The organism is Stenotrophomonas sp. 24(2023), assembly GCF_030913365.1.
GTDB lineage: Bacteria > Pseudomonadota > Gammaproteobacteria > Xanthomonadales > Xanthomonadaceae > Stenotrophomonas.
The window spans coordinates 1,287,087-1,309,020 of the sequence record NZ_CP133160.1; the positions used below are offsets into that span (position 1 = coordinate 1,287,087).

General features: G+C 69.0%; 16 protein-coding genes. 6 read left to right on the top strand and 10 right to left on the bottom strand.

From position 1 onward, the window contains the following. Positions 1-76 precede the first annotated feature (76 nt). Entirely contained in the window at positions 77-685 is a 609-nt protein-coding gene (locus tag Q9R17_RS05690) for a hypothetical protein (RefSeq protein ID WP_308157463.1), read from the top strand. A 134-nt stretch (positions 686-819) separates the two neighbouring features. Continuing rightward, positions 820-1,596, top strand: a complete 777-nt coding sequence (locus Q9R17_RS05695; protein ID WP_308157464.1) for a DUF481 domain-containing protein — start codon at positions 820-822, stop codon at positions 1,594-1,596. 41 nt (positions 1,597-1,637) lie between these two features. On the opposite strand, the gene hemC is transcribed toward Q9R17_RS05695, so the two are convergent. From hemC to mdoH, 5 genes are all read right to left on the bottom strand, one after another. Continuing rightward, complete coding sequence (gene hemC / locus Q9R17_RS05700) at positions 1,638-2,558, bottom strand: hydroxymethylbilane synthase (RefSeq protein ID WP_308157465.1); 921 nt, start codon at positions 2,556-2,558, stop codon at positions 1,638-1,640. A 441-nt stretch (positions 2,559-2,999) separates the two neighbouring features. Further along, entirely contained in the window at positions 3,000-3,728 is a 729-nt protein-coding gene (locus Q9R17_RS05705) for a LytTR family DNA-binding domain-containing protein (protein WP_308157466.1), read from the bottom strand. Then, positions 3,725-4,780, bottom strand: a complete 1,056-nt coding sequence (locus Q9R17_RS05710) for a sensor histidine kinase (RefSeq protein ID WP_308157467.1) — start codon at positions 4,778-4,780, stop codon at positions 3,725-3,727. The genes Q9R17_RS05705 and Q9R17_RS05710 overlap by 4 nt, the downstream gene beginning before the upstream one ends. 3 nt (positions 4,781-4,783) lie before the next feature. Next, positions 4,784-5,443 carry a dienelactone hydrolase family protein gene (locus Q9R17_RS05715; protein ID WP_308157468.1) on the bottom strand — a complete coding sequence of 220 codons (660 nt, stop codon included), beginning with the start codon at positions 5,441-5,443 and terminating at the stop codon, positions 4,784-4,786. A gap of 50 nt (positions 5,444-5,493) precedes the next feature. Next, positions 5,494-7,404 carry a glucans biosynthesis glucosyltransferase MdoH gene (gene mdoH, locus Q9R17_RS05720; protein WP_308157469.1) on the bottom strand — a complete coding sequence of 637 codons (1,911 nt, stop codon included), beginning with the start codon at positions 7,402-7,404 and terminating at the stop codon, positions 5,494-5,496. A gap of 487 nt (positions 7,405-7,891) precedes the next feature. On the opposite strand from mdoH, the gene Q9R17_RS05725 reads away from it, so the two are divergent. Then, positions 7,892-9,928 (top strand): TonB-dependent receptor, encoded by a 2,037-nt coding sequence (locus Q9R17_RS05725; protein WP_308157470.1) that lies wholly within the window; start codon positions 7,892-7,894, stop codon positions 9,926-9,928. 53 nt (positions 9,929-9,981) lie between these two features. On the opposite strand, the gene Q9R17_RS05730 is transcribed toward Q9R17_RS05725, so the two are convergent. Then, positions 9,982-10,152 carry a hypothetical protein gene (locus Q9R17_RS05730; RefSeq protein ID WP_308157471.1) on the bottom strand — a complete coding sequence of 57 codons (171 nt, stop codon included), beginning with the start codon at positions 10,150-10,152 and terminating at the stop codon, positions 9,982-9,984. 214 nt (positions 10,153-10,366) lie between these two features. Here Q9R17_RS05730 and Q9R17_RS05735 point away from each other — a divergent pair, with 214 nt between their 5' ends. Continuing rightward, positions 10,367-10,753, top strand: coding sequence for a DUF2628 domain-containing protein (locus tag Q9R17_RS05735; RefSeq protein WP_308157472.1), 387 nt, complete (start codon positions 10,367-10,369; stop codon positions 10,751-10,753). Between the two features lie 87 nt (positions 10,754-10,840). Here Q9R17_RS05735 and Q9R17_RS05740 read toward each other — a convergent pair whose 3' ends face one another. The 4 genes from Q9R17_RS05740 to Q9R17_RS05755 all read right to left on the bottom strand — a co-directional run bounded on the left by Q9R17_RS05740 (position 10,841) and on the right by Q9R17_RS05755 (position 20,315). After that, positions 10,841-13,369 carry a methyl-accepting chemotaxis protein gene (locus tag Q9R17_RS05740; protein ID WP_308157473.1) on the bottom strand — a complete coding sequence of 843 codons (2,529 nt, stop codon included), beginning with the start codon at positions 13,367-13,369 and terminating at the stop codon, positions 10,841-10,843. 106 nt (positions 13,370-13,475) lie between these two features. Continuing rightward, the gene (locus Q9R17_RS05745) at positions 13,476-14,369 is read right to left on the bottom strand and encodes an NAD(P)-dependent oxidoreductase (protein WP_308157474.1); all 894 of its coding nucleotides are present in this window, start codon (positions 14,367-14,369) and stop codon (positions 13,476-13,478) included. Positions 14,370-14,567: 198 nt separating this feature from the next. Next, positions 14,568-17,948: an autotransporter domain-containing protein gene (locus Q9R17_RS05750; RefSeq protein WP_308157475.1), complete on the bottom strand. Its 3,381-nt coding sequence runs from the start codon at positions 17,946-17,948 to the stop codon at positions 14,568-14,570. Positions 17,949-18,089: 141 nt separating this feature from the next. Beyond that, entirely contained in the window at positions 18,090-20,315 is a 2,226-nt protein-coding gene (locus tag Q9R17_RS05755) for a TonB-dependent siderophore receptor (protein ID WP_308157476.1), read from the bottom strand. 161 nt (positions 20,316-20,476) lie between these two features. Between Q9R17_RS05755 and Q9R17_RS05760 the strand changes: the two genes are divergently transcribed. Together Q9R17_RS05760 and Q9R17_RS05765 are read left to right on the top strand one after the other, a co-directional pair. Then, on the top strand, positions 20,477-20,998 hold the full coding sequence (locus Q9R17_RS05760; RefSeq protein WP_308157477.1) for an RNA polymerase sigma factor: 522 nt from the start codon (positions 20,477-20,479) through the stop codon (positions 20,996-20,998). Further along, a complete protein-coding gene (locus Q9R17_RS05765; RefSeq protein ID WP_308157478.1) occupies positions 20,995-21,876 on the top strand; it encodes a FecR domain-containing protein in 882 nt (293 codons plus the stop codon). Before Q9R17_RS05760 ends, Q9R17_RS05765 begins: the two co-directional genes overlap by 4 nt. Positions 21,877-21,934: the final 58 nt, after the last annotated feature.

A 21,934-nucleotide genomic window follows, 5' to 3' on the forward strand; every position in this document is an offset into this window, starting at 1 on the left:
CCCGATTATGTCCGAGTCGCGGGCGTTGTGGCGGCGCTTTGGGCTATGGTGGGCGCCCCGATGCCCCGGATGCCCCATGCGCCTGCCTTCTGCCCTGCCCCTGCTGGCCTGCCTGCTGCTGGCCGGCTGCGGTGACCGCGCCACCCCGCAGGGCACCGCCGCCGTCCCGGATGCCGACCCGGCACAGGCGGTGCTCAATGCCAGCCAGCGCTTTGCCGCCCTGCGCAGCTTCCATGCGGAACTGGAGGTGCGCGGGGGCGCGGCGCCGGCCCCGGTACGCGCGGCGATGGACTTCGTGGCCCCGGACCGTTTCCGCGTGGATACCGCTGCCGGCCCGCAGATCATCATTGGCGATACCTTCATGCTGCAGGCCCAGGGTCGCCTGCAGCAGGTACCGGTGCCGCCGGGGCTGCTGGAGCAGTGGCGCAACCCGCTGCCGGCCACGGCCACGCCCACCGACCTGCAGGCCCAGGACCTGGGTGCGCAGACCTTGGACGGCGTGGCCACCCGCCACTACCGCGTGCAGGGCACCCAGGCCGGCGAGGTACTGGACTACTGGATCGACGGCCAGGGACTGCCACGCCAGATCCAGCGCAGCGGCCACAATCCGCAGGGCCAGCCCTTCCAGCTGCAGCTGCGCTACTCGCGCTTCAACGACCCGGCACTGCGGGTCGAACTGCCCTGACACGCTGCCCATTCAGGCAGCGTCCCGCAAGCGGGCCACGCAACGTGTGCTGAAGCGGCGGCGCCTGCAGGCGTCGGACGGTCATCATGCTTCCAGTATCATCACGTGCCATTAACTGTTCTGGAGACGCTTCGATGTCCGTGCGCGTGACCCTGCTGATCCCCCTGCTGCTGTGCGCCCCGCTGGCGTACGCGCAGGATGCGTCCGAGCTGGCGGCGATGACCTCGCCGTGGAGCGGCAGCGGTGGCGAGCTGGGCTTCGCTTCCGCACGCGGCAACAGCAGCACCGAAAGCGCCAACGGCCGCCTGCGCCTGCGCTACACCGACGATGACTGGGTGCACAGCATGGACCTGTTCGGCCTGCGCTCCAGTTCCAAGGTGAATGAAACCGAGCCGGACGGCACCACCCGCCGTCGCACCAACACCACCGCCAACCGCTACACCGGCACCGCCGGCAGCGCGCTGCAGCTGGGCGAGCACCGCCAGATCACCGCGACGGTGCGTGTGGAACGCGATGATTTCGCCACCTACGACCGCCAGGGTTCGTTCGGTCTGGGCTACGGTACGCGCCTGTTCAACACCGAACGCTTCTACCTGGATGCGCAGCTGGGCCCCGGTGTGCGCCGCACCCACAGCACCGAAGACGACCGCACCCGCACCGGCCTGATCGGTCGTGGCCAGTTCGAACTGAAGTACACCCTGACCCCGAACACGGATCTGGTGAACACGCTGCTGGTCGAATCGGGCTCGTACAACACCTTCGGCCAGAACGATTTCGGCGTGTCGGTGAGCATGAACGAACACCTGGCCCTGAAGGCCGGCTGGCAGGCCCGTTACAACAGCGACGTGGCCGAGGACAAGCGCAAGACCGACACCCTGACCACGATGAACGTGGTCTACAAGTTCAAGTAAGCGGAACGGGCGCCAGGCGCCCGTTTTCGTATGTGCCGGTGTTACAGGGACAGTTCGGCCAGGATCGTATCGGCGCCGCGCTCCAGCAGCAGCCGGGCCACCTGCTGGCCCAATGCGTCGGGATCGCTGCCCGGGCCCACGGCGTCGGCCCGCACCGCACGCCCGTCGCCGGCACTGCCGACCAGGCCCTGCAGGTGCAGGTCGCTGCCCTGCCACTGCGCGATGGCCGCCACCGGCACATGGCAGCTGCCATGCAGCGAACGGTTCATGGCCCGCTCCGCTTCCACGCAGCTGCGCGTCGGTGCGTGGTCCAGCGCCGCGAACAGCGCCATGACCCGCGCATTGCCGCCATCGCATTCGACCGCGACCGCGCCCTGCGCCGGTGCCGGCAGCCAGGCCGGCGGCTGCAGGCGGGCCACGATGCGGTTGCCCAGGCCCAGTCGTTCCAGCCCGGCCACCGCCAGCACGATGGCGTCGTAGCCGCCGTTGTCGAGCTTGGCCAGGCGCGTGTTGATGTTGCCGCGCAGATCCAGCAGCTGCAGGTCCGGGCGCAGCGCGCGCAGCTGGGCCTGCCGCCGCAGCGAGGATGTCCCCACGCGTGCGCCGGGGGGCAGCACCTCCAGCGCGGCATACAGGTTGGAGATGAAGCCATCGGCCGGGTCGTGGCGCGGCAGGATGGCCGGCAGCGCGAACGGGGCATCCAGGTCCATCGGTACATCCTTGAGCGAATGCACCGCGCAGTCCGCTTCCCCGCGCTGGATGGCCAGTTCCAGCTCCTTCAGGAACAGGCCTTTGCCACCGATGGCGGCCAGCGAGCGGTCCAGCACTTCATCGCCGCGGGTGCTCATCGGCACCAGTTCCACGTGCAGGCCGGGGTGGGCCTGGCGCAGCTGGCCGGCGACGTATTCGCTCTGCCACAGGGCGAGCGGGCTTTTGCGGGTGGCGATGCGGACGGTTTCCATCCGGCCATTATCGCGCCTTCGGCGGGGTGACGGCCAACGGCGGGGCCCCTCGTGGCTGTCTGGTGGCGCGGCAGGTCATGCCAGCGTGGCCGGGTGGGATGGGCGCGCGGGGGACGCCGTAAACCCATCCATGGGGGCTTGGCCGCCTGCCCTCACCGCCCCGACCTCTGACGGTTTCCGTGCGCCTCGGCCACGGAAGATCAGAAAGGAGAAGCGCAGAAGCCGGTGACTTCCGGGGTCAGGGGTCGTGTAGATCCACGCCATGCGTGGATGAGCCCCTGCCGGAGGCGGTCACAAGCGCCATCCATGCATCGGGGGATTCACCAACGGCGCACACGCTAGCGCCGGCGGAATGTGTCCGTCGTACGCGATCCGATCAACGGCCTCATCCACGCATGGCGTGGATCTACCGAAGCGCTTGCTGACAGGCCGCGCGGCCCCTCACAGATGCCGCAGTTCCTGTTTCAGCGTGGACACGCAGCGCCGGCTCACTTCCAGCGGCTGCTTGCCATGGCGCAGCACCGCCTGCACCTGCCCGCCGCTGCCGCGGCGCAGCTCCACCAGTTCATGGCGGGCCACCAGGCAGTTGCGGTGGATGCGCACGAAGCGGCTGGTGAACTCCTCCTCCAGCGACTTCAGCGATTCCTCGATCAGGTCCTCGCCACGCGCGTGATGCACCACCACGTACTTTTCCTCGGCCTGCAGGTAGTGGATCTCATCCAGCGGGATCAGCCGCAGGCTGCCGCGCAGCCGTGCACACAGCACGCTGCGTGCCTGCTGGCTGCCCTGCTCCGGCGCCGGGCCACGCCCGGCCAGGAACGTGCGCGCACGCGCCAGCGCGGCGGCCAGCCGCTCGGCACGCACCGGCTTCATCAGGTAATCGATGGCCGCAGCCTCGAAGGCCGACAGGGCATGGGCGTCATAGGCGGTGCAGAACACCACTGCCGGACGCGGCTCGAACCCGGCCAGATGGCGCGCGGCCTCCAGCCCGTCCAGGCCGGGCATGGCGATGTCCAGCAGCACCAGGTCCGGCTGCAGCTCGGCACAGGCATGCAGCGCCTGTTCGCCGTTGCCGGCTTCGGCCACCACCTCCACACCGGCCTGATCGGCCAGCAGGCTGCGCAGGCGCTCGCGCGCCAGCGGTTCGTCATCGGCGATGACCACCCTCACGCGCGTCCTCCCTGCTGGATCGGCACTGTCACCTGGCAGGCATAGTAGCCCCCGCTCCAGCCGGCCGTCATCCGCGCGGCCGTGCCGAAACGCCATGACAGGCGATGGCCGATGCTGCGCTGGGCGTGGCCGGCCCCGCGTCCCAGCCGCAGGCCCGGCGCCTGCGGGTCGGGCGCGGGATTGCGTACTTCCACCACCAGCATGTCGCCCTGGCAACGCAGCACCAGTTCGATGGTGCCGCCTTCCGGCAGCCGCGAAATGCCATGCAGCACCGCGTTTTCCACCAGGGGCTGCAGCACCAGCCGTGGCAGCGGCTGCTCCCATGGCAGCGGTTCATCACGCTGCCAGCGCACCTGCAGGCGCTCGCCCAGGCGAAGGGATTCGATGGACAGGTAGCGCTCGGCCAGTTCGCATTCGTCGCGCAGCGTCGAATCGCCTTCGCCGGCGCCCAGCGCCGCACGGAACAGATCGGACAGGTCCAGCACGGCACGCTCGGCCACGGCCGGGTCGCGGTGCAGCAGGCTGGCGATCAGGTTCATGCTGTTGAACAGGAAGTGCGGGCGGATGCGTGCCTGCAGGGCATCGGCCTCGGCACGGGCATTGGCCTGCACCTGCGCCGCCCAGCGGTCGCTGACGTAGAAATAGCGCAGTGCCAGCGCGGTGATCAGCGCGGTGGTGGCCGCACTGCCGGAGGTGAAGCGCCAGAAGCTGATGCCCTGGGCAAAAGCGTCACCAAGCACCGCATACAGGGCGTGGATGATGCCTGCGCAGGCCACGGCGATGGTCGCGGCCACGACAATGGCCGCCACCGCCCCCAGTACCGGCGGCAGGCGCGAAAGCGGCTGGCGCAGCAGGCAGAGGCTGGCACTGACGGCCAGGGCCAGCCACAGTGCGAAACCACTGGCCGACAGCAGTTCGCCCACTGTCCAGTGACGGCTGCCATCCGGGGCCAGGGCCAGCAGCACGACCACCAGCTGGGCCATGCCCAGCATCGCCGCCAGCCGCGGCAGGCGGCACAGTTCCGGCATCCACGGCGGCGTGGCCGGCGCCATGGTTCAGGCCACGCGCAGGCGCTGCTGCAACCAGTCGCCCAGCGCCTGGATTTCCTCGGCGCAGACCTGGTGGGCCATCGGGTAGCTGTGCCACTGCACGTCCAGGCCTGCATCGCGCAGGGCCTGCGCGCTGTGCGCGCCCACCGCCTGCGGGATGACCGGATCACCGCTGCCGTGCGCCATGAACACCGGTGCGTCCACGGCGTCATCGGCACGCCGCGCGGTGTCCGCTTCGGGCAGGTAGGTGGACAGCGCGATCAGCCCGGCCAGCGGTGCGGTGCGCGTCAGGGCGGCGGTCAGGATGACTGCCCCGCCCTGCGAGAAACCGGCCAGGAAGATGTGGTCGGCGGCGACACCGCGCTCGACCTCACGCGCGATCAGCGCATCCAGTTCCGCCACCGAGGCGTGCACGCCGGCCATATCGGCACGGGAACGGAAATCCATGCCCACGATGTCGTACCAGCCGCGCATCGGCACGCCACCATTGATGGTGATCGGGCGCACCGACGCATGCGGGAAGACGAAGCGCAGCGCCGGCCAGTGCGGGCGCACCAGTTCCGGCACGATCGGCGCGAAATCATGGCCGTCCGCCCCCAGCCCGTGCAGCCAGATGATCGACCACTGCGGCGAAGCGCCGGTTTCCTGTTCCACGGTCTGCAGCATGTTGCGACTCCAAGGCATCTGGGCCGCATTATGCCGCCGGTGGCCGCCGATCAGTACAGCGGCGGCTTTTCGGCGGCCTCACGGCGCAGCTGGGCGGCACGCACCAGCACCGGCGGCGGCGTGTTCTCCTCAGGGATGTCCAGCAGGCCCCAGCGGTGCATCCAGCTGCCCGGGCCACGCGAGGAGGTCAGGGCGACCACGGGAATGGCCAGTACCATGCCGGCGATCACCGGCGACATCCATACGGCCAGCGGCGGCGACACCGCCCACGCCAGCGCCCCCATGAACGCGCCGAACACGCCCAGCCCGCCGTAGCTCCTGAGCAGCTGCCACCAGGAAATCTTGCCATCATCGCGCTGCTGCGCATCCCAGCCCGAATCACGCCCGGACAGCACTTCGGCCACGCCGCGCGACTGCACGTACATCACCACCGGTGCCATCAGTGCAGCCAGCACGGTTTCCACCAGCATGGCGATGAAGGCGCGGATGGCGCCGCCACAGCCGCGGCGATCCACCGGGTCCAGCAGCATGGCCAGGTAGCCCAGCACCTTCGGGGCCAGCAGCACGACCATCGTCGCGCCGAACAGGCGCACCACCTGCTCTTCGTCCTGCGAGCGCCAGTACACGCTGGGCGACAGGTGCAGCAGGGCGTTGAAGTCGATGCCATCCTGGAACAGCGGCACGGCGATGCCGATCAGCATCAGCATGGCCCACATCGGCGCGGTGAAATAATGGCCGATGCCGATCAGCATGTGGGTGCGGCTGATCCAGTGCAGGCCACGGCTGCCGACCACCTTGGCGTGCTGCAGGTTGCCCTGGCACCAGCGGCGGTCGCGCACCAGCAGGTCGGTCAGGGTCGGCGGGCCTTCCTCGTAGCTGCCCTTCAGGTACGGCACCATGTGCGCGGCCCAGCCGCCACGGCGCATCAGCGCCGCTTCCACGAAATCGTGGCTGAGCACGTGGCCACCGAAGGGCTTGCGGCCCGGCAGCGCCGGCAGGCCGGCCTGCTCGGCAAAGGCGCGGGTGCGGATGATGGCGTTGTGGCCCCAGTAGTTGCTTTCCGCGCCGTGCCACCAGGCCACCCCACGGGCGATCACCGGGCCATACACGCGGCCACCGAACTGCTGCATGCGCGAGAACAGGGTGCGTCCGCCGATCACCGCCGGCAGGGTCTGGATCAGGCCGACATCGGCGTTGTGTTCCATCCCGGCCACCAGGCGCACGATGCTGTCGCCGGTCATCAGGCTGTCCGCGTCCAGGATCAGCATCTGCGGGTAGGCGCCACCGAAGCGGCGCACCCAGTCGGCGATGTTGCCGGCCTTGCGGCCGCTGTTGTCGCCACGGCGGCGGTAGAACAGGCGGGCATGGCCATCGGGGACGGCATCGCGCAGTTCGGCGAACACGGCCTCCTCGGCGTGGGCGATGTCCTCGCGGCGGGTATCGCTGAGCACGAAGAAATCGAAACGGTCGAGCTGCCCGGTTTCGGCCACCGATTCGTAGATGGCACGCAGGCCGGCCAGCAGGCGGCGCGGGTCTTCGTTGTAGGTGGGCATCAGCAGCGCGGTGCGGCTGTGCACGACCGGCAACGGCATGTCCGGGTCGATGCCCAGCCGGTAGCCGCGATCGAACACCGCGGTCAGGAAGCCGGCCACGGCGCTGGCGAAGGACAGCGCGATCCAGGCGAACAGGCCGACGAACAGCACCAGCAGGCAGGCTTCCAGCACGCTGATCCCGTTGACCGACAGCACGCGCCACATCATCCGCGTGGCCACGGCGGTCATCGCCACGGTACCGCCGAGGATGTACAGCCGACGCAGGCCGATCATGCGCGGGGAAGTACGGTGCCGCTGTACGTGCAGGCTGCCCTCGCGCAGGGATTGCTCGGGCATCGCCAACGGTGATTCGGCCGGCAGCAGGGCCTGGCCTGCATCATGCCCGGCGATGGGGGTCTGGGTGGTCATCAGCTACACCGTCCGGCCCACGCAGAGGGCCGCCCTGGCCGCATCCCGCGCGTGGAAGCTCCTGGCGCGCCGTCCGGGCGCGCGTACTTGTCCTGGCTGCGCCGGCCCGGGGCCGCGTCGCAGTCGATGTCTGTCACTACCGGAACCCACGCGATCTCCAACGGGCGGATACGAAAAGGCGGCCCAGTCTAGGGGTCAGGATGTAAGCCGGGTGCGAAGGTATCGCCCGGTGTTTTCGCCCATTCAGCATACAGCAGGCCCGGCCCGCCGCCAGCGCCTGCCGGCACCGGACGTAACCGCCGGTACTGGCACGTAACAAACGAGAACGGTTATCATTACGTTAACCAGGCAGGTCCCGGCAACGCCGCGCGACCCACCCAGCCGCGCCGGTCCTGTACCGCGCGCCCGACGACCCAGGGAGGGGCGCGGCCTGGTGCCGCCTGCATGCCGCTTCCGCACGGGTCTTCCCCCTCTTACGGAAGTCATCATGCCTGCCAACCTCATTGCCCCCGTGCGCCCGCTGCGCACCCGCCTGGCCGCCGCCGTGGCCACCGCCTGCCTGCTGCCGCTGCCTGCACTGGCCGCCACCGCCGCCGACGCCTCGACCAAGGACCTGGACACCGTGGTGGTCACCGCCTCGGGCTACCAGCAGCTGATCAAGGATGCCCCGGCCAGCATCAGCGTCATCACCCGCGAAGACATCGAGCGCCAGCCGGTGCACGACCTGGCCACCCTGCTCAGCCGCGTGCCCGGCGTGACCGGTGGCCTCAGCGCGGTGGGCGAACAATCCAAGATCAAGCTGCGCGGCATGCCGTCCAACTACACGCTGGTACTGGTGGACGGCAAGCGCATGGGCAGTTCGGCCTCGACCAACTACCGCCCCGACCTGGGCCGGCAGGACCTGAACTGGATCGCGCCGGACCAGATCGAGCGCATCGAGGTGGTGCGCGGGCCGATGTCCTCGCTGTACGGCTCCGATGCGATGGGCGGGGTGATCAACATCATCACCAAGCGCATCGGCAAGCAGTGGGGCGGCAGCGCCACCCACAGCTACACCCGCCCGCAGGACGACAAGCGCGGTGACACCCAGCAGATCGGCGCGACCTTCTCCGGTCCGCTGGGCGAAACGGTGGGCCTGCGCATCGGCGCCAACAGCATGCGCCGCGATTCGGACAGTTCCAACGGCGGCGTTTCCGGCAATGCCTATGCCGGCGAAAAGGACCGCAACGTGGACGCGCTGCTGGAATGGCGGCCAAGCGAGCGACAGACGGTTTCGCTGGAAGCCGGCCACGGCGTGCAGCAGGCCTTCGCCAGCCAGGCGCTGGAACGGGAGGGCGACGGCGCCTGGGGCGCCAGTGAACTCAAGCGCACCTCGCTGGGCCTGGCCCACGATGGCAGCTGGGACTTCGGTACCTCGAAGATCAGCGCCTACCGCACCGAGTACAAGAACGACATCGGCCCCACCGGCCGCTCCGAAGCCACCGACACCATTGTCGAGGGCAGCCTGTCCACACCGTTCACCTGGGGCGTGGACCACCAGCTGGCCGTCGGCGGCCAGTGGAAGCGCCAGGAACTGACCAACACCGATACCATCGGCCAGGCCCCGATCGACTACGCCGGCAACCCGGTACGCGGCTCGGAACTGCAGGTGGACACCTGGGCGCTGTTCGTTGAAGACGAACTGAAGCTGCACCGCACGCTGGCCCTGACCCTGGGCGCGCGCCTGGACCACCACGAGAAATTCGGCAGCCACGTCAGTCCACGGGCCTACCTGGTCTGGCACCCGGGCGAACAGTGGACGATCCGCGGCGGCGTGTCCAAGGGCTTCCGCGCCCCCAGCCTGACCGAGAATGCCCCCAGTGCCGCCACCCAGTCCGGTGGCCGTGGCTGCACCTCGCTGATCCCGCTGGGCTACGTGCGCGGTGGCTGCTACATGGCCGGCAATCCGGATCTTGACCCGGAAACCAGCACCAACCGCGAGATCGGCATCAGCTTCGACAACGACGTGCTGGATGCGGGCGTGACCTACTTCCACACCGATTTCAACAACAAGATCGAGTACGCCGCACTGGGTTACTTCAACGGCTACTGGTGGACGCGCATGACCAACATCGCGCGCGCCCGCACGGCGGGCATGGAAGGCAACGTCAACGTGCGCTTCGGTGAACACTGGCGCTGGCGCACCTCGGCCACCTGGATGAAGGAAGCGAAAAACCTGACCACCGGCCGCAACCTGATCGACACGCCCGAATTCGCCGGCTACTCGTCGCTGGACTGGACGCCCAGTGCAGCGTTCTCCAGCAGCCTGTCAGCGCAGTACACCGGCAAGCAGACCGGCGTGGCCAGCACCTTCCTGCGGGCGTACACGCTGTATGACCTGACCGCGGCATGGAACGTCAACGAGGTGCTGACCCTGCGTGGCGGCGTGAGCAACCTGGCCGGCAAGAAGGTGTATGCCGACGGCGCCGCCGACTACTTCGTGGCCGGGCGCAGCTGGTTCCTGGGTATCACCGCGCGCTTCTGAAGGCCGGCGTGATCGCGCTGGCCGGTGGCCAGCGCGATCTTCGCAGGGGGACGTCAGGTCGGGTCGGGAACGGCGTCCGCCGTCTCCTGCGTGGCCGCCGCGCGCGCGCGGCGCATTGCCACCGCCAGCTGCTGGGTGGCGAGCAGTTGTTGTGCCTGCACCACTTCGGGCGTGGGCAGCAGCACCGGTCCCGGTGCGTTTTCCGGTGTAACAGGTGTGGTCATGCAACCTCCAAGGACATCCCGCTGCCGGCCGGACACAGCGGGGCCAGCGGCGGAACTGCGCACCCTACCCTAAAAAGACGGCAGGTGGGTGACGGCAAAGCTGAACAAAAACGCCGATCAAGGCTGCCTACCGTCACATTTTTGACGGTCGCCACTGGCGGGCTGAATGCGTCATCTTTAGGATGAAAACGATTACCAACACGGACGTTACCTGATGAACATGATCGACCTTTCCCGCTTCAGCCCGAAGTGGCAGTTCCGCTTCAACTTCTTCCAGCAGCACGGCAGCCCCAAGGAAGCCGGCTTCAAGCAGGCCTGGAAAGCACTGCCGTTCGGCGAGCGCCTGAAGATCAACATCAACTTCTTCGCGCTGTTCTTCGGCGCGATCTACCTGTTCATCCTGGGCATGTGGCGCAAGGCGCTGATGCTGATCGGCATCAACGTCGCCCTGGTGCTGGTCACCGCGTTCCTGCCCGATTTCGTCGGGCGGGCGGTGTTCGTGGCACTGAACCTGCTGGTGGCGTTCAGCACCAACTACAACTATTACCTCGACCAGGTGCGCGGCTCGACCAGCTGGAACCCGTTCGAAGGCATGTTCTGACAGCCCTGCACTGACCTGATCCGCCGCAGTCCTGTTGCGGCTTGATGACGCCCGGCCCCGGCCGGGCGTCGTCGTTGCAGGCCTGGCTCACGCCGCGCGGCGTGCGGCCGGTGCGGCCTGCAGGCGGAAGCGGGCCACCGCCACCGCCAGCTGTTCGGCTTGTTCCTCCATGGCGCGTGCGGCCGCAGTGGCTTCTTCCACCAGCGCGGCGTTCTGCTGGGTGGCTTCGTCCATGTGCACCACGGTCTGGTTGACCTGCTCGATGCCGGCGCTCTGCTCGCGCGATGCCGCTGAAATCTCGGCCATGATCGCGTTCACCCGGCCCACCTGGCCGACGATGTCCTGCATGGTGCGGCCCGCGCCGTGCACCAGCTGCGCACCCTGCCCGACCTGGGCCACCGACGTATCGATCAGCCCCTTGATCTCGCGTGCGGCACCGGCCGACCGCTGCGCCAGCGCGCGTACTTCACTGGCGACCACGGCGAAACCGCGGCCCTGTTCACCGGCCCGTGCCGCTTCCACGGCGGCGTTCAACGCCAGGATGTTGGTCTGGAAGGCGATGCCGTCGATCACCGCGATGATGTCGGCGATACGCTGCGACGAGGCCTCGATGCTGGCCATGGTGTCCACCACCTGGCTGACCACCGCACCGCCCTGCCCTGCGACAGCCGCAGCCGAGGCGGCCAGCTGGTTGGCCTGCACGGCATGGTCGGCATTCTGGCGCACGGTGGAGGTCAGTTCCTCCATCGAGGCGGCGGTCTCTTCCAGGTTGGCGGCCTGCTGCTCGGTACGCCGCGACAGATCGTTGTTGCCCGCCGCGATCTCGCCGGCCGCCAGGCGGATGCTGGCGGCCGATTGCTGGATCTGCCCGACGATACCGGTCAGCTGCTCGACCGTGCTGTTGGCATCATCACGCATGCGTGCGAACACGCCCTGGAACTGCCCCTGCATGCGCAGGGTCAGGTCGCCGGCGGCGATGGCCTGCAGCAGCGTGGACAGGGCGGCCAGGTTGTCATCGCTGACCTGCATCATGGTGTTCAGCGTGGCCACCATGCGGCGGAAATCGTGCTCGAAGCGCGCTTCATCGCCACGCACGGCGAAATCGCCGGCCGCCGCTGCAGCCGCCAGCTGCTGGATCTGCTCGTTGATGGCCCCCAGGTTGGCCTTGGTGGTGGCCATCGCCGCGGTGAACGCCGCCCGTTCGCCCGGCAGCGGCTCCATGTCCACGCTCAGGTCGCCCACCGCATAGCGCTGCATCACCTCGACCAGGCGCTGGGTGACCGCGTTGCCGGCGGCCACCAGCGCGTTGCTGTCGGCCACCATGCGCCCGTACTCGCCGGGGAAGGCGCGCGCGTCCATGCGGTAGCTCAACTCGCCCTGCGCATGCCGGTGGGCCATCTCCGCCTGCGCGGCCATCACCGCCTGCAGCTGGCCACGCATGGCCTGCATCGACAGCAGCAGGCGCCCCACTTCGTCATTGCCGGCTGCAGGCAGGGTGGAATCCAGACGCCCGGCGGCCACATCACCTGCCACGCGCACGGCCTGCGCCAGCGGCCGGATCGCCAACCGCTGCAGCAGCAGGTACACGCCACCACTGAGCGCCAGCGCGGCCACCACGCCCACCAGCAGGATGATCCACAGCAGCTGCCGCGCCTGGGCCACGATCACCGCATGCGGCACCACCACGCCCAGTGCGAAACGCTGCGGTGCATCGCCCACCTGCAGCGGCACGTACAGGCGCACGTTGCCGGCCGCATCCGGTGTAAATGCCTCGAAGGCACGGTTGGCAGCAATCTGCGCCAGCATGCGCTGGGTCAGCGCATCATGGCGCGGCCTGCCGATCTCGGCGGCGTCGGCCGAGGCCAGCACCACGCCCTTGGGTGAGAGCAGTTCGACATGGCCGGCCCCCATCGGAGTCAGCGTCGCCAGATGCTTCTGCAGGGCCGCCAGCGAGAAATCAACGGTGAACACGCCCAGGAACGTGCCGGCGCCATCGATGATCGGCGTGGTCAGCGTGCTCATCAGCACCTGCTTGCCGCCGATGTCATAGGCGTAGGGCTCGCTCACCTTGGGCTGCCTGTCGCGGCTGGGCACGATGTACCAGTCGGCTGAACCGTCCGCCGCTTCGGTGTAGTCGGTCATCGGCGACTGCTGCGGCCTGCCGTCCTGCCAGGCCCAGTAGCTCATGAAGCGGCCACTGGCATCGTGCGCTTCGGTGTTGATGAAATCCGCATCCTTGCCATCGAAGGCATTGGCTTCCCACATGGTGCTCTTGCCCAGCCACTCCGGGTGCGCCTGCAGCTGCCGCCCGAGGATCGCCGCCAGGCTGGCCCGGTCCGGCGCATCGCCACGGGCGCGCTGGGCCAGCACGGCTTCCACCATGGCATCGTTGCTGGCAAAGGCCGTGCCCAGGTCGGCGGCCACCTGGCGGGCTTCGGCGGCGGCTTCGCTGGCCATGGTCTGCCGGGACGCCGCCACCAGCGCCGAACTGGCCTGGCGGTAGATCAACAGGGCCGTGATGCCAAAGCACAGCAGTGCAACCAGGGCGGTGCCCAGCATCAACTTGTTGGCGATGCTGCCGGGACGGGCGGCGGCAGCGTGGCGGGACGGAGACATGGAAGGGGGTTCCGTGGCAGGACCAAGGCGCGGCCACGGTGGCCGTGCACGCTGATAGCGGCCTGGGACGGACAAGGTTGAGCCGCCGGGGCGGCCCCACGGCCCATCATTCAGCCACGCGGTCGCCGATCCACTGCGCGCGTGGCAGCACCTCGATGCTGCCCACCGCATACTGGTGCAGCACTTCCTCCGGCCCGAACCGCGGCTGCCAGCCCAGCGCCTGGCGCGCGCGGCTGCCGTCGTAGACCCGGTCGATGGACAGCGGCAGCGGCCAGCCCCGGCGGTCGAACTCGGCCAGCAGCTGCGGCACCCGCTGCTGCAGCACCTGGCGCGGGTGGCTGGCCAGTGCCAGGCAGTCGCCACGCAGGAACGGCGTGGGCGCGGCCACCAGGTAGCGCTGGAAGCAGTCCCCGGTATTGGTCAGTGCCGCTGCATGCGCGGTCGCCACATCACGCGCATCGATGCCGCGGTGCAGGCGGAACATCGCCATGCGCTCGGGGGGTTCCGGGAAGCAGCGCGACATGCGCAGCACGCGCACGGCGAAGGTCTCGCTGGCCGCCGCCTGCACGACCGCTTCGGCCTGCAGCTTGGTCCGGTGGTAGATGGTACGCGGCAGCGGCGCGACATCCTCGTCGATCCAGCGGCAGCCACCGGCCACCACGGCATGCCCGTACAGCGCCGTGGTGCTGGTCAGCACGAAGCGGCGCACGCCGGCATCGCGGGCCAGCTGCACCAGCGTGGCCGTGGCTTCCACGTTCACCTGCTGGAAGACGGCATCGGGAATCAGCCCCACGTGCGGCGCATGCAGCGCGGCGGTGTGGATGACCGCATCCACGCCCTGCACGGCGCGCTCCAGCGCCGCGCGGTCGGTGATGTCGGCAATGATGCGGGTGGTCGCGAAAGGACTGCGGTCCAGCCCCGCCACCTCATGCGTGGACGCCAGCGCGCCGAAGATGGCGCGGCCGATGCGTCCGGAACTTCCGGTCAACAGGATCTTCATTGAATCCATTCACTCACAGCGCCCGGGAGCTACCGGGATGTCCTGATTCTAGGCGTCGATGACGACAGCGGCGATAGGATTCATTGAGCTGCAGCCGTACGGTTGCATCGGCAATCGTCCTGCCGGCGGCACCTGCCATGCTCCAAAAAAAAGGGCGGCCCGAAGGCCGCCCAATGCCCTTGCACAGGGCGGTGCGGATCAGAAGCGGACGGACCAGCGCAGGTTGGCCGCGTGGTCGCGGCTTTCATCGCCGAACTGGCCGCTGTAGCCGAGTTCCAGCTGCTGGCGCGGGCTCAGCCAGGCCGACAGGCCCAGTTCGGCCACCACGGCGCCATCGGCAAGCGGCGCACCGCTGACCGCGAACGCGCTGCCACCGCTGAAGGCCAGCTGGGCAACCTGGTCACGGTCGCCGCTGGCGCGGCGGTAGCCCAGGCCGCCACGCACGTGCAGCCAGCTGTCCTGCTGGAACGAGGCCTTGAGCCCCTTGTCGAAGCGCACGCCGGCCGTGGCCAGCGTGGTACGCGTGTCGCCCACCTGGCCGTGCAGTGCGGCTGCACCGCCGCGCTCGCGGACGTCATCGACATCCACTTCCACGCGTGCCAGCTGCAGGTACGGCTCCAGCCCGGCCTCGCGGCCGCCGAAGCGGTAAGCCGCCTCCACGAAGGCCTGGCGCGTGGTGGCGTCATAGCTGGCCGACAGGCTGTCACTGAAGCCCTGGAAAGCAACCTGGCGGGTGCTGTCGATGTCATGGCGGCTGTAGCCCAGGCCACCGCGCAGGCCGAACGCACCCCACGCATGGCCCACATACAGGCCCAGATGGGTGTTGTCCGCCTTCGAACGCGCCGCGCGGCCGTCGGCCTGCTTGATGTCGGTACGCCCGCCACCGGCCAGCACGCCCAGCTGCCAGCCACCGAAATCATGGTCCACGCCGACCAGCACGCCATGGCTGTTGGCTTCGGTGCGTGCGGTGTTGGCCGTGCCATCCAGGCGGTTGTTGCCACCGGTCACCTGCACCCAGGCTGCGCTGTGGGTGTCACCGGCATCGCCCGGGGCGCGGGCCGGCAGGGCGCGGGCCAGCGCGGCATCACGCACCTGGCGGCTGTCCTGCAGCAACGCCAGCGGGGTGGCCGCATGCAGTTCACCGCTCAGGCCATCCAGGGCCGCGCCCAGCTGCTGCGGGAACAGCTGCGTCAGCGGCCGCGGCAGGCCCTGCGCGATCGCCAGCGTGTCCGCACTGGCGGCCACCGCCTGCTGGTTGCCGGTCACTGCGGCGCTGGCCAGTGCGTTGCCGCGCACGACATCGATCTGGGCGCCATTGGCGGCGTAGGCCAGGTTGAACTTCAGGAACGGCGAGAACGCGCTGAAGTCGGTCTTGGCGAACTGGCCGTTCACCCCGCCGGTGGCGGTGATGAAGTTGAACTGTTCGCCCAGGTAGTACACGCCCGGTTCGGGCAGCGCGACCAGGGTGCCGCCCAGGGTGGCGGTGCCGTTCACGCGCAGCTGGTCGCTGCGACCACCCGGGGCCAGTTCGGCGGCGTAGATGCCGGTGGCGGTCTGCACGTAATCGCCGTTGATGGTCAGCGTGCCGATGGAGTTGCCCGGCGCGATGGTGCCGGCCACGGTGGTGCTGCCCAGCTGGCCGGTGCCCTTGAGCACGCCGTTGGCGCCGACGAAGGTGGTGCCGCCGGTCTGGGTGCCATTGAAGGACACCACGCCGCCGTTGATCGTCAGGTTGCTGTCCTTCAGCACGCCGGTGCTGCTGACCTGGGTGAGGCCGCCGGCCGTGTTCAGTGCGGTGGACACCAGGCTGCCGTTGAGCAGCAGCTGGCCGCCCTGCACATCCACGGCGGAGGTGAGCGTGTTGCTGCCGTTCAATTCCAGCGTGCCTTCGCGCAGTACCGCACCATTGAAGGTGTTGCTGCCGCTCAGGCGCAGCCAGCCGATGCCGCTCTTGGTCAGTGCGCCCGGGCCGCCGATGTCGTTGGTCCAGTCATCCCACGCATCGCCCTCCCACACCTTCAGGCCGCCGGCCTTCTGGTTCATCACCACGTTGGTATCCACCCGCAGCGAACCATAGCCTTCGATGGCCTTGCGCAGGTTCAGCAGGCCCCAGCCGTAGATCTCATCGATGCCCGGTGCACCCAGGTCGGTGGTGGTGGTCAGCAGGATGTCGCGCACCTGCGCGCTGTCCAGGTAGGGGAAGCGTTCGAACAGCAGGCCCAGCGCACCGGTGACGTGCGGGGCGGCCATCGAGGTACCGCTGAGCAGGGCATAGCCATAGGTGGCCACGCGCTGCTGGATGTCCAGGCTGACGTTGCCGTTGGCATCGATGCCCACGCTGCCGGCCAGGTTGGAATCGGCGCCATAGGCGGTGGACACGATGTCCGACCCCGGCGCGGCCAGGCACCAGTTGGCGCTCAGGCCGCACTTGTTGGAGCGGCTGCTCAGGGTCAGGTTGGTGCCGACGTTGACCACGCTCAGCCAGTACGGTTCGATCTCGGCGAAGGCACGCGGCAGGGTCGCGTACATGCCGGCGATGGGGCTCTGGGCCGGGGTCGGGATGACGCTGTTGGTGTTGCCCGCCGCCCAGACCTGGATCATGCCGCGCGTGCGCGACCCCTCGGCGAAGGTGTTCAGGTAGGCGCGGTCGCCCGGGTCATTGTAGATCTCGTCCAGTTCCTGCGCGCTGGCAGGTTCGTTGACCAGGCCCCAGCTGTGGTTGATGGCACGCACGCCCTGTGCGTTCATCTGCGCGTACATGTCCTCGAAGGCACTGAGCTTGGGCCCCACCGCGCCCAGCGTCACCACCTGGTAGCCCTGGGCCGTGCGCTGCCACTCGCGCACGCTGTTGGAGAACAGACGCGCGACCGTCAGGTCCGAACCGAAGGAAACGCCATGCATGCCGTTGCCATCGCGGTTGGCGGCGATGGTGCCGGACACGTGCGTGCCGTGGATCTCGAACTGCATGCCCGGCTGTACGTATGCACCGGATTCGATGATGCGGCGGATGTTGTCCGGCACGTTGGCGTTGTAGCCGACATAGCTGACCTGCACATCATCACCATCGCTGGCGAAGCAGGCCGCCGGGCCGCGGACCACGGTGGTGTTGGTGCAGCGGGTGCCATCGGCCAGCAGGTCGGCCACGCGGATGCTGCGATGGTTCTTGCCGGCGAATTCGGGATGGTCCAGGCCGGTACCGCTGTCGAACACGCCCAGGCGGATGCCCTGGCCGGTCAGCCCGCGCGCATAGGCGTAATCGGCGTTGATCGCGCCCAGGCCCCAGTCCGTGTTGAATTCGGTGCTGCGCCAGCTGGCCGGGTCACCCGGGTTGCCGAGCAGCGCCGTGGGGGCATCCCCGGGGACGGCGGCCGGCGCTGGCGCCGGCATGTCGGCCTGGACACCGGCCGAGGACGACCAGGCGGCCTGCCACTGGCGCTGCTGCTGCCAGTCCTCGATCGACGGGCGGGCCTGCGCCGGCAGGGCAGCGGCGAACAGCAGCGAGCTGGTCACGGCAAGCGCAAGGGCGCTGGGCAGCGGGGAACGGGTGCGGGACGGACGGCCAAGCAGCGGGTGGTTCATCGGGCAACTTCCTGTGTTCGGGGATCAACCAGAAAGTTAACTGCAGATAAACGCAAACACCCCCAGTTACGATCGCGTGAATTTATGAACGCATTCACGTTTCACGCGGACGGCGCCCCCACGGCGCCGTCCGGCCGGGCATCACCAGCTGAAACGTGCGGTGGCGGTCACCGTGCGGCCGGTGCCGTAGTAGCACGAGGACACCCCGGTGCAGGTGGACACGAAGCGCTTGTCGGCCAGGTTGCTGGCGTTGATGGACAGCAGCGTGCCCACGCCACCGATGGCGCCCAGGTCGTAGCGGATGGCCGCATCCCACAGGGTGTAGGACGGAATGTGGAACGCGTTGGCGCTGTCGCCATAGCTCTGGCCGTTGTAGCGCACGCCCGCCGCCAGGCTCAGCCCCTCCAGCGCGCCGGCCTGGAAGGTGTAGTCGCCCCACAGCGCCGCGGTCCAGTCCGGCACCATGGCCAGCTGCTTGCCGGTGTAGCCGCTGGTGCTGCGGGTGACCTCCGAATCCATCCACGAGGCCGCACCGATCACGCTGAAGCCGGCCAGCGGGGTGATCCGCCCTTCCAGTTCCACACCACGCACCCGGCCTTCGCCCCCCTGTATCTGGCACCGGGCGTTGCCCGTGCTGCCACAGTTCATGTGGCCGATGTCCGGGTCGTCGACGAGGATGTTCTGCTGGCGCAGGTCGTAGGCCGACAGCGTGACCAGGCCATCGATGCGCGCCGGCTGGTACTTCACGCCGGCCTCCCACTGCTTGCCGGTGACCGGATCGAAGGGGGTGCGCGTGAACGACTGGAGGATAGTGCTGCTGGCCGGCTGGAAGGATTCGGCGTAGCTCAGGTACGGGGTGAAGCCACTGTCGGTGACGAACAGCACGCCGGCATTGCCGGTGAACGCTTCGTTCTTGATGCGGCTGGGTACGCGTGGCGCGTAGACCCCGGTGGCCACGGTGTAGTTCTGTGCCCAGGTGTCATCATCGGTCCAGTCGTAGCGGCCACCGGCGGTGAAGCGCCACGCGCCCAGCGCGATCTGGTCCTGCACGTACACGCCGGTCTGGCGGTTGATGCCACCGGAGTAGCCGATCGAGGTGGTGGCCGGAATGTAGCCGCTGTACACCGGGTTGAAGATGTCGATCGCCGTGGGCTGGTCGTTCGGCGTGCCCATCGTGCCGCGTGCGGCGGTCCAATCGGCCTTCTGCCAGTCCACGCCCAGCAGCAGGGTGTGCTCGGCCGCGCCGGTGCTGAATTTTCCGGTCACGCGGGTATCCACCGTGTCCCCGCGCGAATCGCCCTCGCCCCAGGTGGCGCGGCGCTTCTGCGTGCGCCCATCCGGGTTCAGCCCACCATTGGTGACCACGGTCCGGAAGGTCGAATCCACATGCGTGCGGCGCGCGCTCTGGCTCAGCGTCCAGTGCGCGTTGAAAGCGTGCTCGAACAGCCAGCCGGCGGTCCATACCGTGCGGTCGTAGGTGTTCCAGCCCGGTTCGCCGATGAACGTGGTGTTCTTCATGTAGCCGTAGCGGGTCGGCTGCAGGGTGCCTGCCTGCGGTAGGAACTGGTAGGTCGAACCGCCGTCATCGCGCTGGTACAGCCCCAGCAGGGTCAGGCGGGTGTGCTCGGCCATCTGGAAGGTGTAGCTCGGTGCCAGGAACCCGTGCTTCTGCTGCGTGTGGTCGATCTGGGTATCGCCATCGCGGTACAGGCCCACCAGGCGGCCGAGGTGGCGCTGGTCGGCCGAGGCCGCCCCCACGTCGAACGCGCTGTTGTACTGGCCGTTGCCATCGATGCCCACGCGCAGCACCTGCTGCTGGTCCGGGGTGGGGGTCTTGCTGACCTGGTTGACCATGCCACCGGGCGCCACCTGGCCATACATCACCGCTGCCGGGCCCTTGAGCACCTCCACGCGGTCCAGGTTCCAGCTGTCGACCATGGTGCGGTTCCACTGCCCGCCCTGCGGCGCGCGCATGCCATCGAGGGTGACGTTGTTGCTCCAGCTGCCGGCATCGAAGCCGCGGATGCGGAAGTCATCCACGCGGTTGTCGATGCCGGTGCTTTCCAGCGATACGCCCGCGACATAGCGCATGGCCTCGTTGAGGTTCTGCACGCCGCGTGCATCCAGTTCCTCGCGGGCGATGACCGACACCGACCGGGACATCTCGGCCACCGGCGTATCGGTCTTGGTCGCACCGGAGGTATGGGTGGTGGTGCGGTAGGCATTGACCCGCACCGCATCCAGGGTGGTGGCGTCACCGGCATCGGCCGGGGCCTGCGCGTGTGCGGCCAATGGCAGGGCCAGCAGCAGGGCGGCGGACAGCAGCGTGCGCGCGGGGGCGCGGGAGGGGAAGGCGATCAGGGACATGGCAGGGCCTGCTTGGGGAGGAAACGCCCGGAGCGGCGGCTGAGGCGCGGGTTACGATTGTGTTAACGATAGCAGATGCGAATGCTTCGCACTAACATTGGAACAGCCTGCAGGGATGCAGGGCCTTCGCGCACGCCCTTCCGCCCTTTCCCGCCCGACGCATGACATCACCGCCTCCCTCATCCCCACCGGCCCCGTCGCTGGTTGCTTCGCTGGTGCGCCATTACGACGAACTGGTGGCCTACGTGCGCCGTCGCTTCGGTGCCCCGGGCATGGCCCGCGAGGTGGTGCACGATGTCTGCGTACGGCTGCTGGAAGCCCCCGCACGCACCGATGCGCAGCAGCCGATCGCGCTGCTGCGACGCATCGCCCACGATGCCGCGGTGGACCGCTGCCGTGCCGAAGACCTGCGCCGACACTGGGTGGAAGCACGGCAGCAGCTGCCCGATGCGCCCTGCCCGCAACCGGCGATGGAACAGCGCCTGGATGGCGAACAGGAACTGGCGCGGCTGGTCGCGACCATCGAGGCGATGCCACGCCGTCGCCGCCAGGTGTTCATCCTGCACAAGATCCACGAGGTACCGCAGGCGCAGGTCGCGCAGCGCATGGGCATCGGTTTGAAGGCCGTGGAACGGCACCTGCGCCTGGCCATGGCCAGCTGCCGCGCAGGGCGGCTGGCATGAACACGCCACGCGACAGGCCCGGCACCCGCGAGCGCCACGACGCAACGGCCACCGACGGCATGCCCACGCCAGCGGTCGCAGCAACACCGATCGACCGCCACCGCGATGCGCTCCGGCAGCTGTTCCCGATGCCGGACGCGCAGGCCCTGCGCCCGGCACGGCGCACGCCCGCGCTTGCCGGCACCGCCGCAGGCTGCCTGCTGGCACTGGTCGGGCTGTATGCATGGGACCCCGGCCTGCCCGCCAGCGACATCCAGACCGCGCCCGGCGAGCGGCGCGCCCTGGTGCTGGCCGATGGCAGCCGCCTCACCGTTGATGGCGGCAGCCACGTGCGCGTGCAGCGCCATCTGTTCAGCCGCCGCGTCGCGCTGCTTGAGGGGCGGGCACGCTTCGCGGTGGTGTCCTCGCACTGGCGCCGGTTCCAGGTCGATGCCGGCCCGGTGCAGGTACGCAACTACGGCACGGTGTTCGATGTCAGCCGCCGCGGTGCGCGCAGCGAGGTGATGCTGTGGCGGGGCAGCGTCGGGGTGCGCGTACCGGCACAGGGTGATGAGCAGCGGCTGCAGCCCGGGCAACAGGTCAGTGCCGGCCCGGACGGGGTCGGCCGGCCGATGCCGATCACCGCTGGCCAGCAGGACTGGCCACAGGGCCGCCTGCAGTTCAGCGCCACGCCGCTGGTGCAGGTGCTGGCCGAACTGCAGCGCTACCACGCCGGCCGCATCGTACTGGACGACCCCACGCTCGGCACGCTGGCGGTCTCCGGCGTGTTCGACAGCGATCGCAGCGCCACCGCCCTGGCGCTGCTGCCGGACATCCTGCCGGTGGTCGTGCAGGCCGGTGACGATGGCAGCGTGCACATCCAGCGGCGGCCGCCATGACGGCCGAGGGTGGGTTGGCGGCCGTGCCGGACGGCAGACAGCACGAACCCCAGTGAAG

Coding starts and splice junctions, on each gene's coding strand:
- Q9R17_RS05690 (WP_308157463.1), top strand. CDS start 77: ATGCGCCTGCCTTCTGCCCTGCCCCTGCTGGCCTGCCTGCTGCTGGCC.
- Q9R17_RS05695 (WP_308157464.1), top strand. CDS start 820: ATGTCCGTGCGCGTGACCCTGCTGATCCCCCTGCTGCTGTGCGCCCCG.
- hemC (WP_308157465.1), bottom strand. CDS start 2,558: ATGGAAACCGTCCGCATCGCCACCCGCAAAAGCCCGCTCGCCCTGTGG.
- Q9R17_RS05710 (WP_308157467.1), bottom strand. CDS start 4,780: ATGGCGCCGGCCACGCCGCCGTGGATGCCGGAACTGTGCCGCCTGCCG.
- Q9R17_RS05715 (WP_308157468.1), bottom strand. CDS start 5,443: ATGCTGCAGACCGTGGAACAGGAAACCGGCGCTTCGCCGCAGTGGTCG.
- mdoH (WP_308157469.1), bottom strand. CDS start 7,404: ATGACCACCCAGACCCCCATCGCCGGGCATGATGCAGGCCAGGCCCTG.
- Q9R17_RS05725 (WP_308157470.1), top strand. CDS start 7,892: ATGCCTGCCAACCTCATTGCCCCCGTGCGCCCGCTGCGCACCCGCCTG.
- Q9R17_RS05730 (WP_308157471.1), bottom strand. CDS start 10,152: ATGACCACACCTGTTACACCGGAAAACGCACCGGGACCGGTGCTGCTG.
- Q9R17_RS05735 (WP_308157472.1), top strand. CDS start 10,367: ATGAACATGATCGACCTTTCCCGCTTCAGCCCGAAGTGGCAGTTCCGC.
- Q9R17_RS05740 (WP_308157473.1), bottom strand. CDS start 13,369: ATGTCTCCGTCCCGCCACGCTGCCGCCGCCCGTCCCGGCAGCATCGCC.
- Q9R17_RS05745 (WP_308157474.1), bottom strand. CDS start 14,369: ATGAAGATCCTGTTGACCGGAAGTTCCGGACGCATCGGCCGCGCCATC.
- Q9R17_RS05750 (WP_308157475.1), bottom strand. CDS start 17,948: ATGAACCACCCGCTGCTTGGCCGTCCGTCCCGCACCCGTTCCCCGCTG.
- Q9R17_RS05755 (WP_308157476.1), bottom strand. CDS start 20,315: ATGTCCCTGATCGCCTTCCCCTCCCGCGCCCCCGCGCGCACGCTGCTG.
- Q9R17_RS05760 (WP_308157477.1), top strand. CDS start 20,477: ATGACATCACCGCCTCCCTCATCCCCACCGGCCCCGTCGCTGGTTGCT.
- Q9R17_RS05765 (WP_308157478.1), top strand. CDS start 20,995: ATGAACACGCCACGCGACAGGCCCGGCACCCGCGAGCGCCACGACGCA.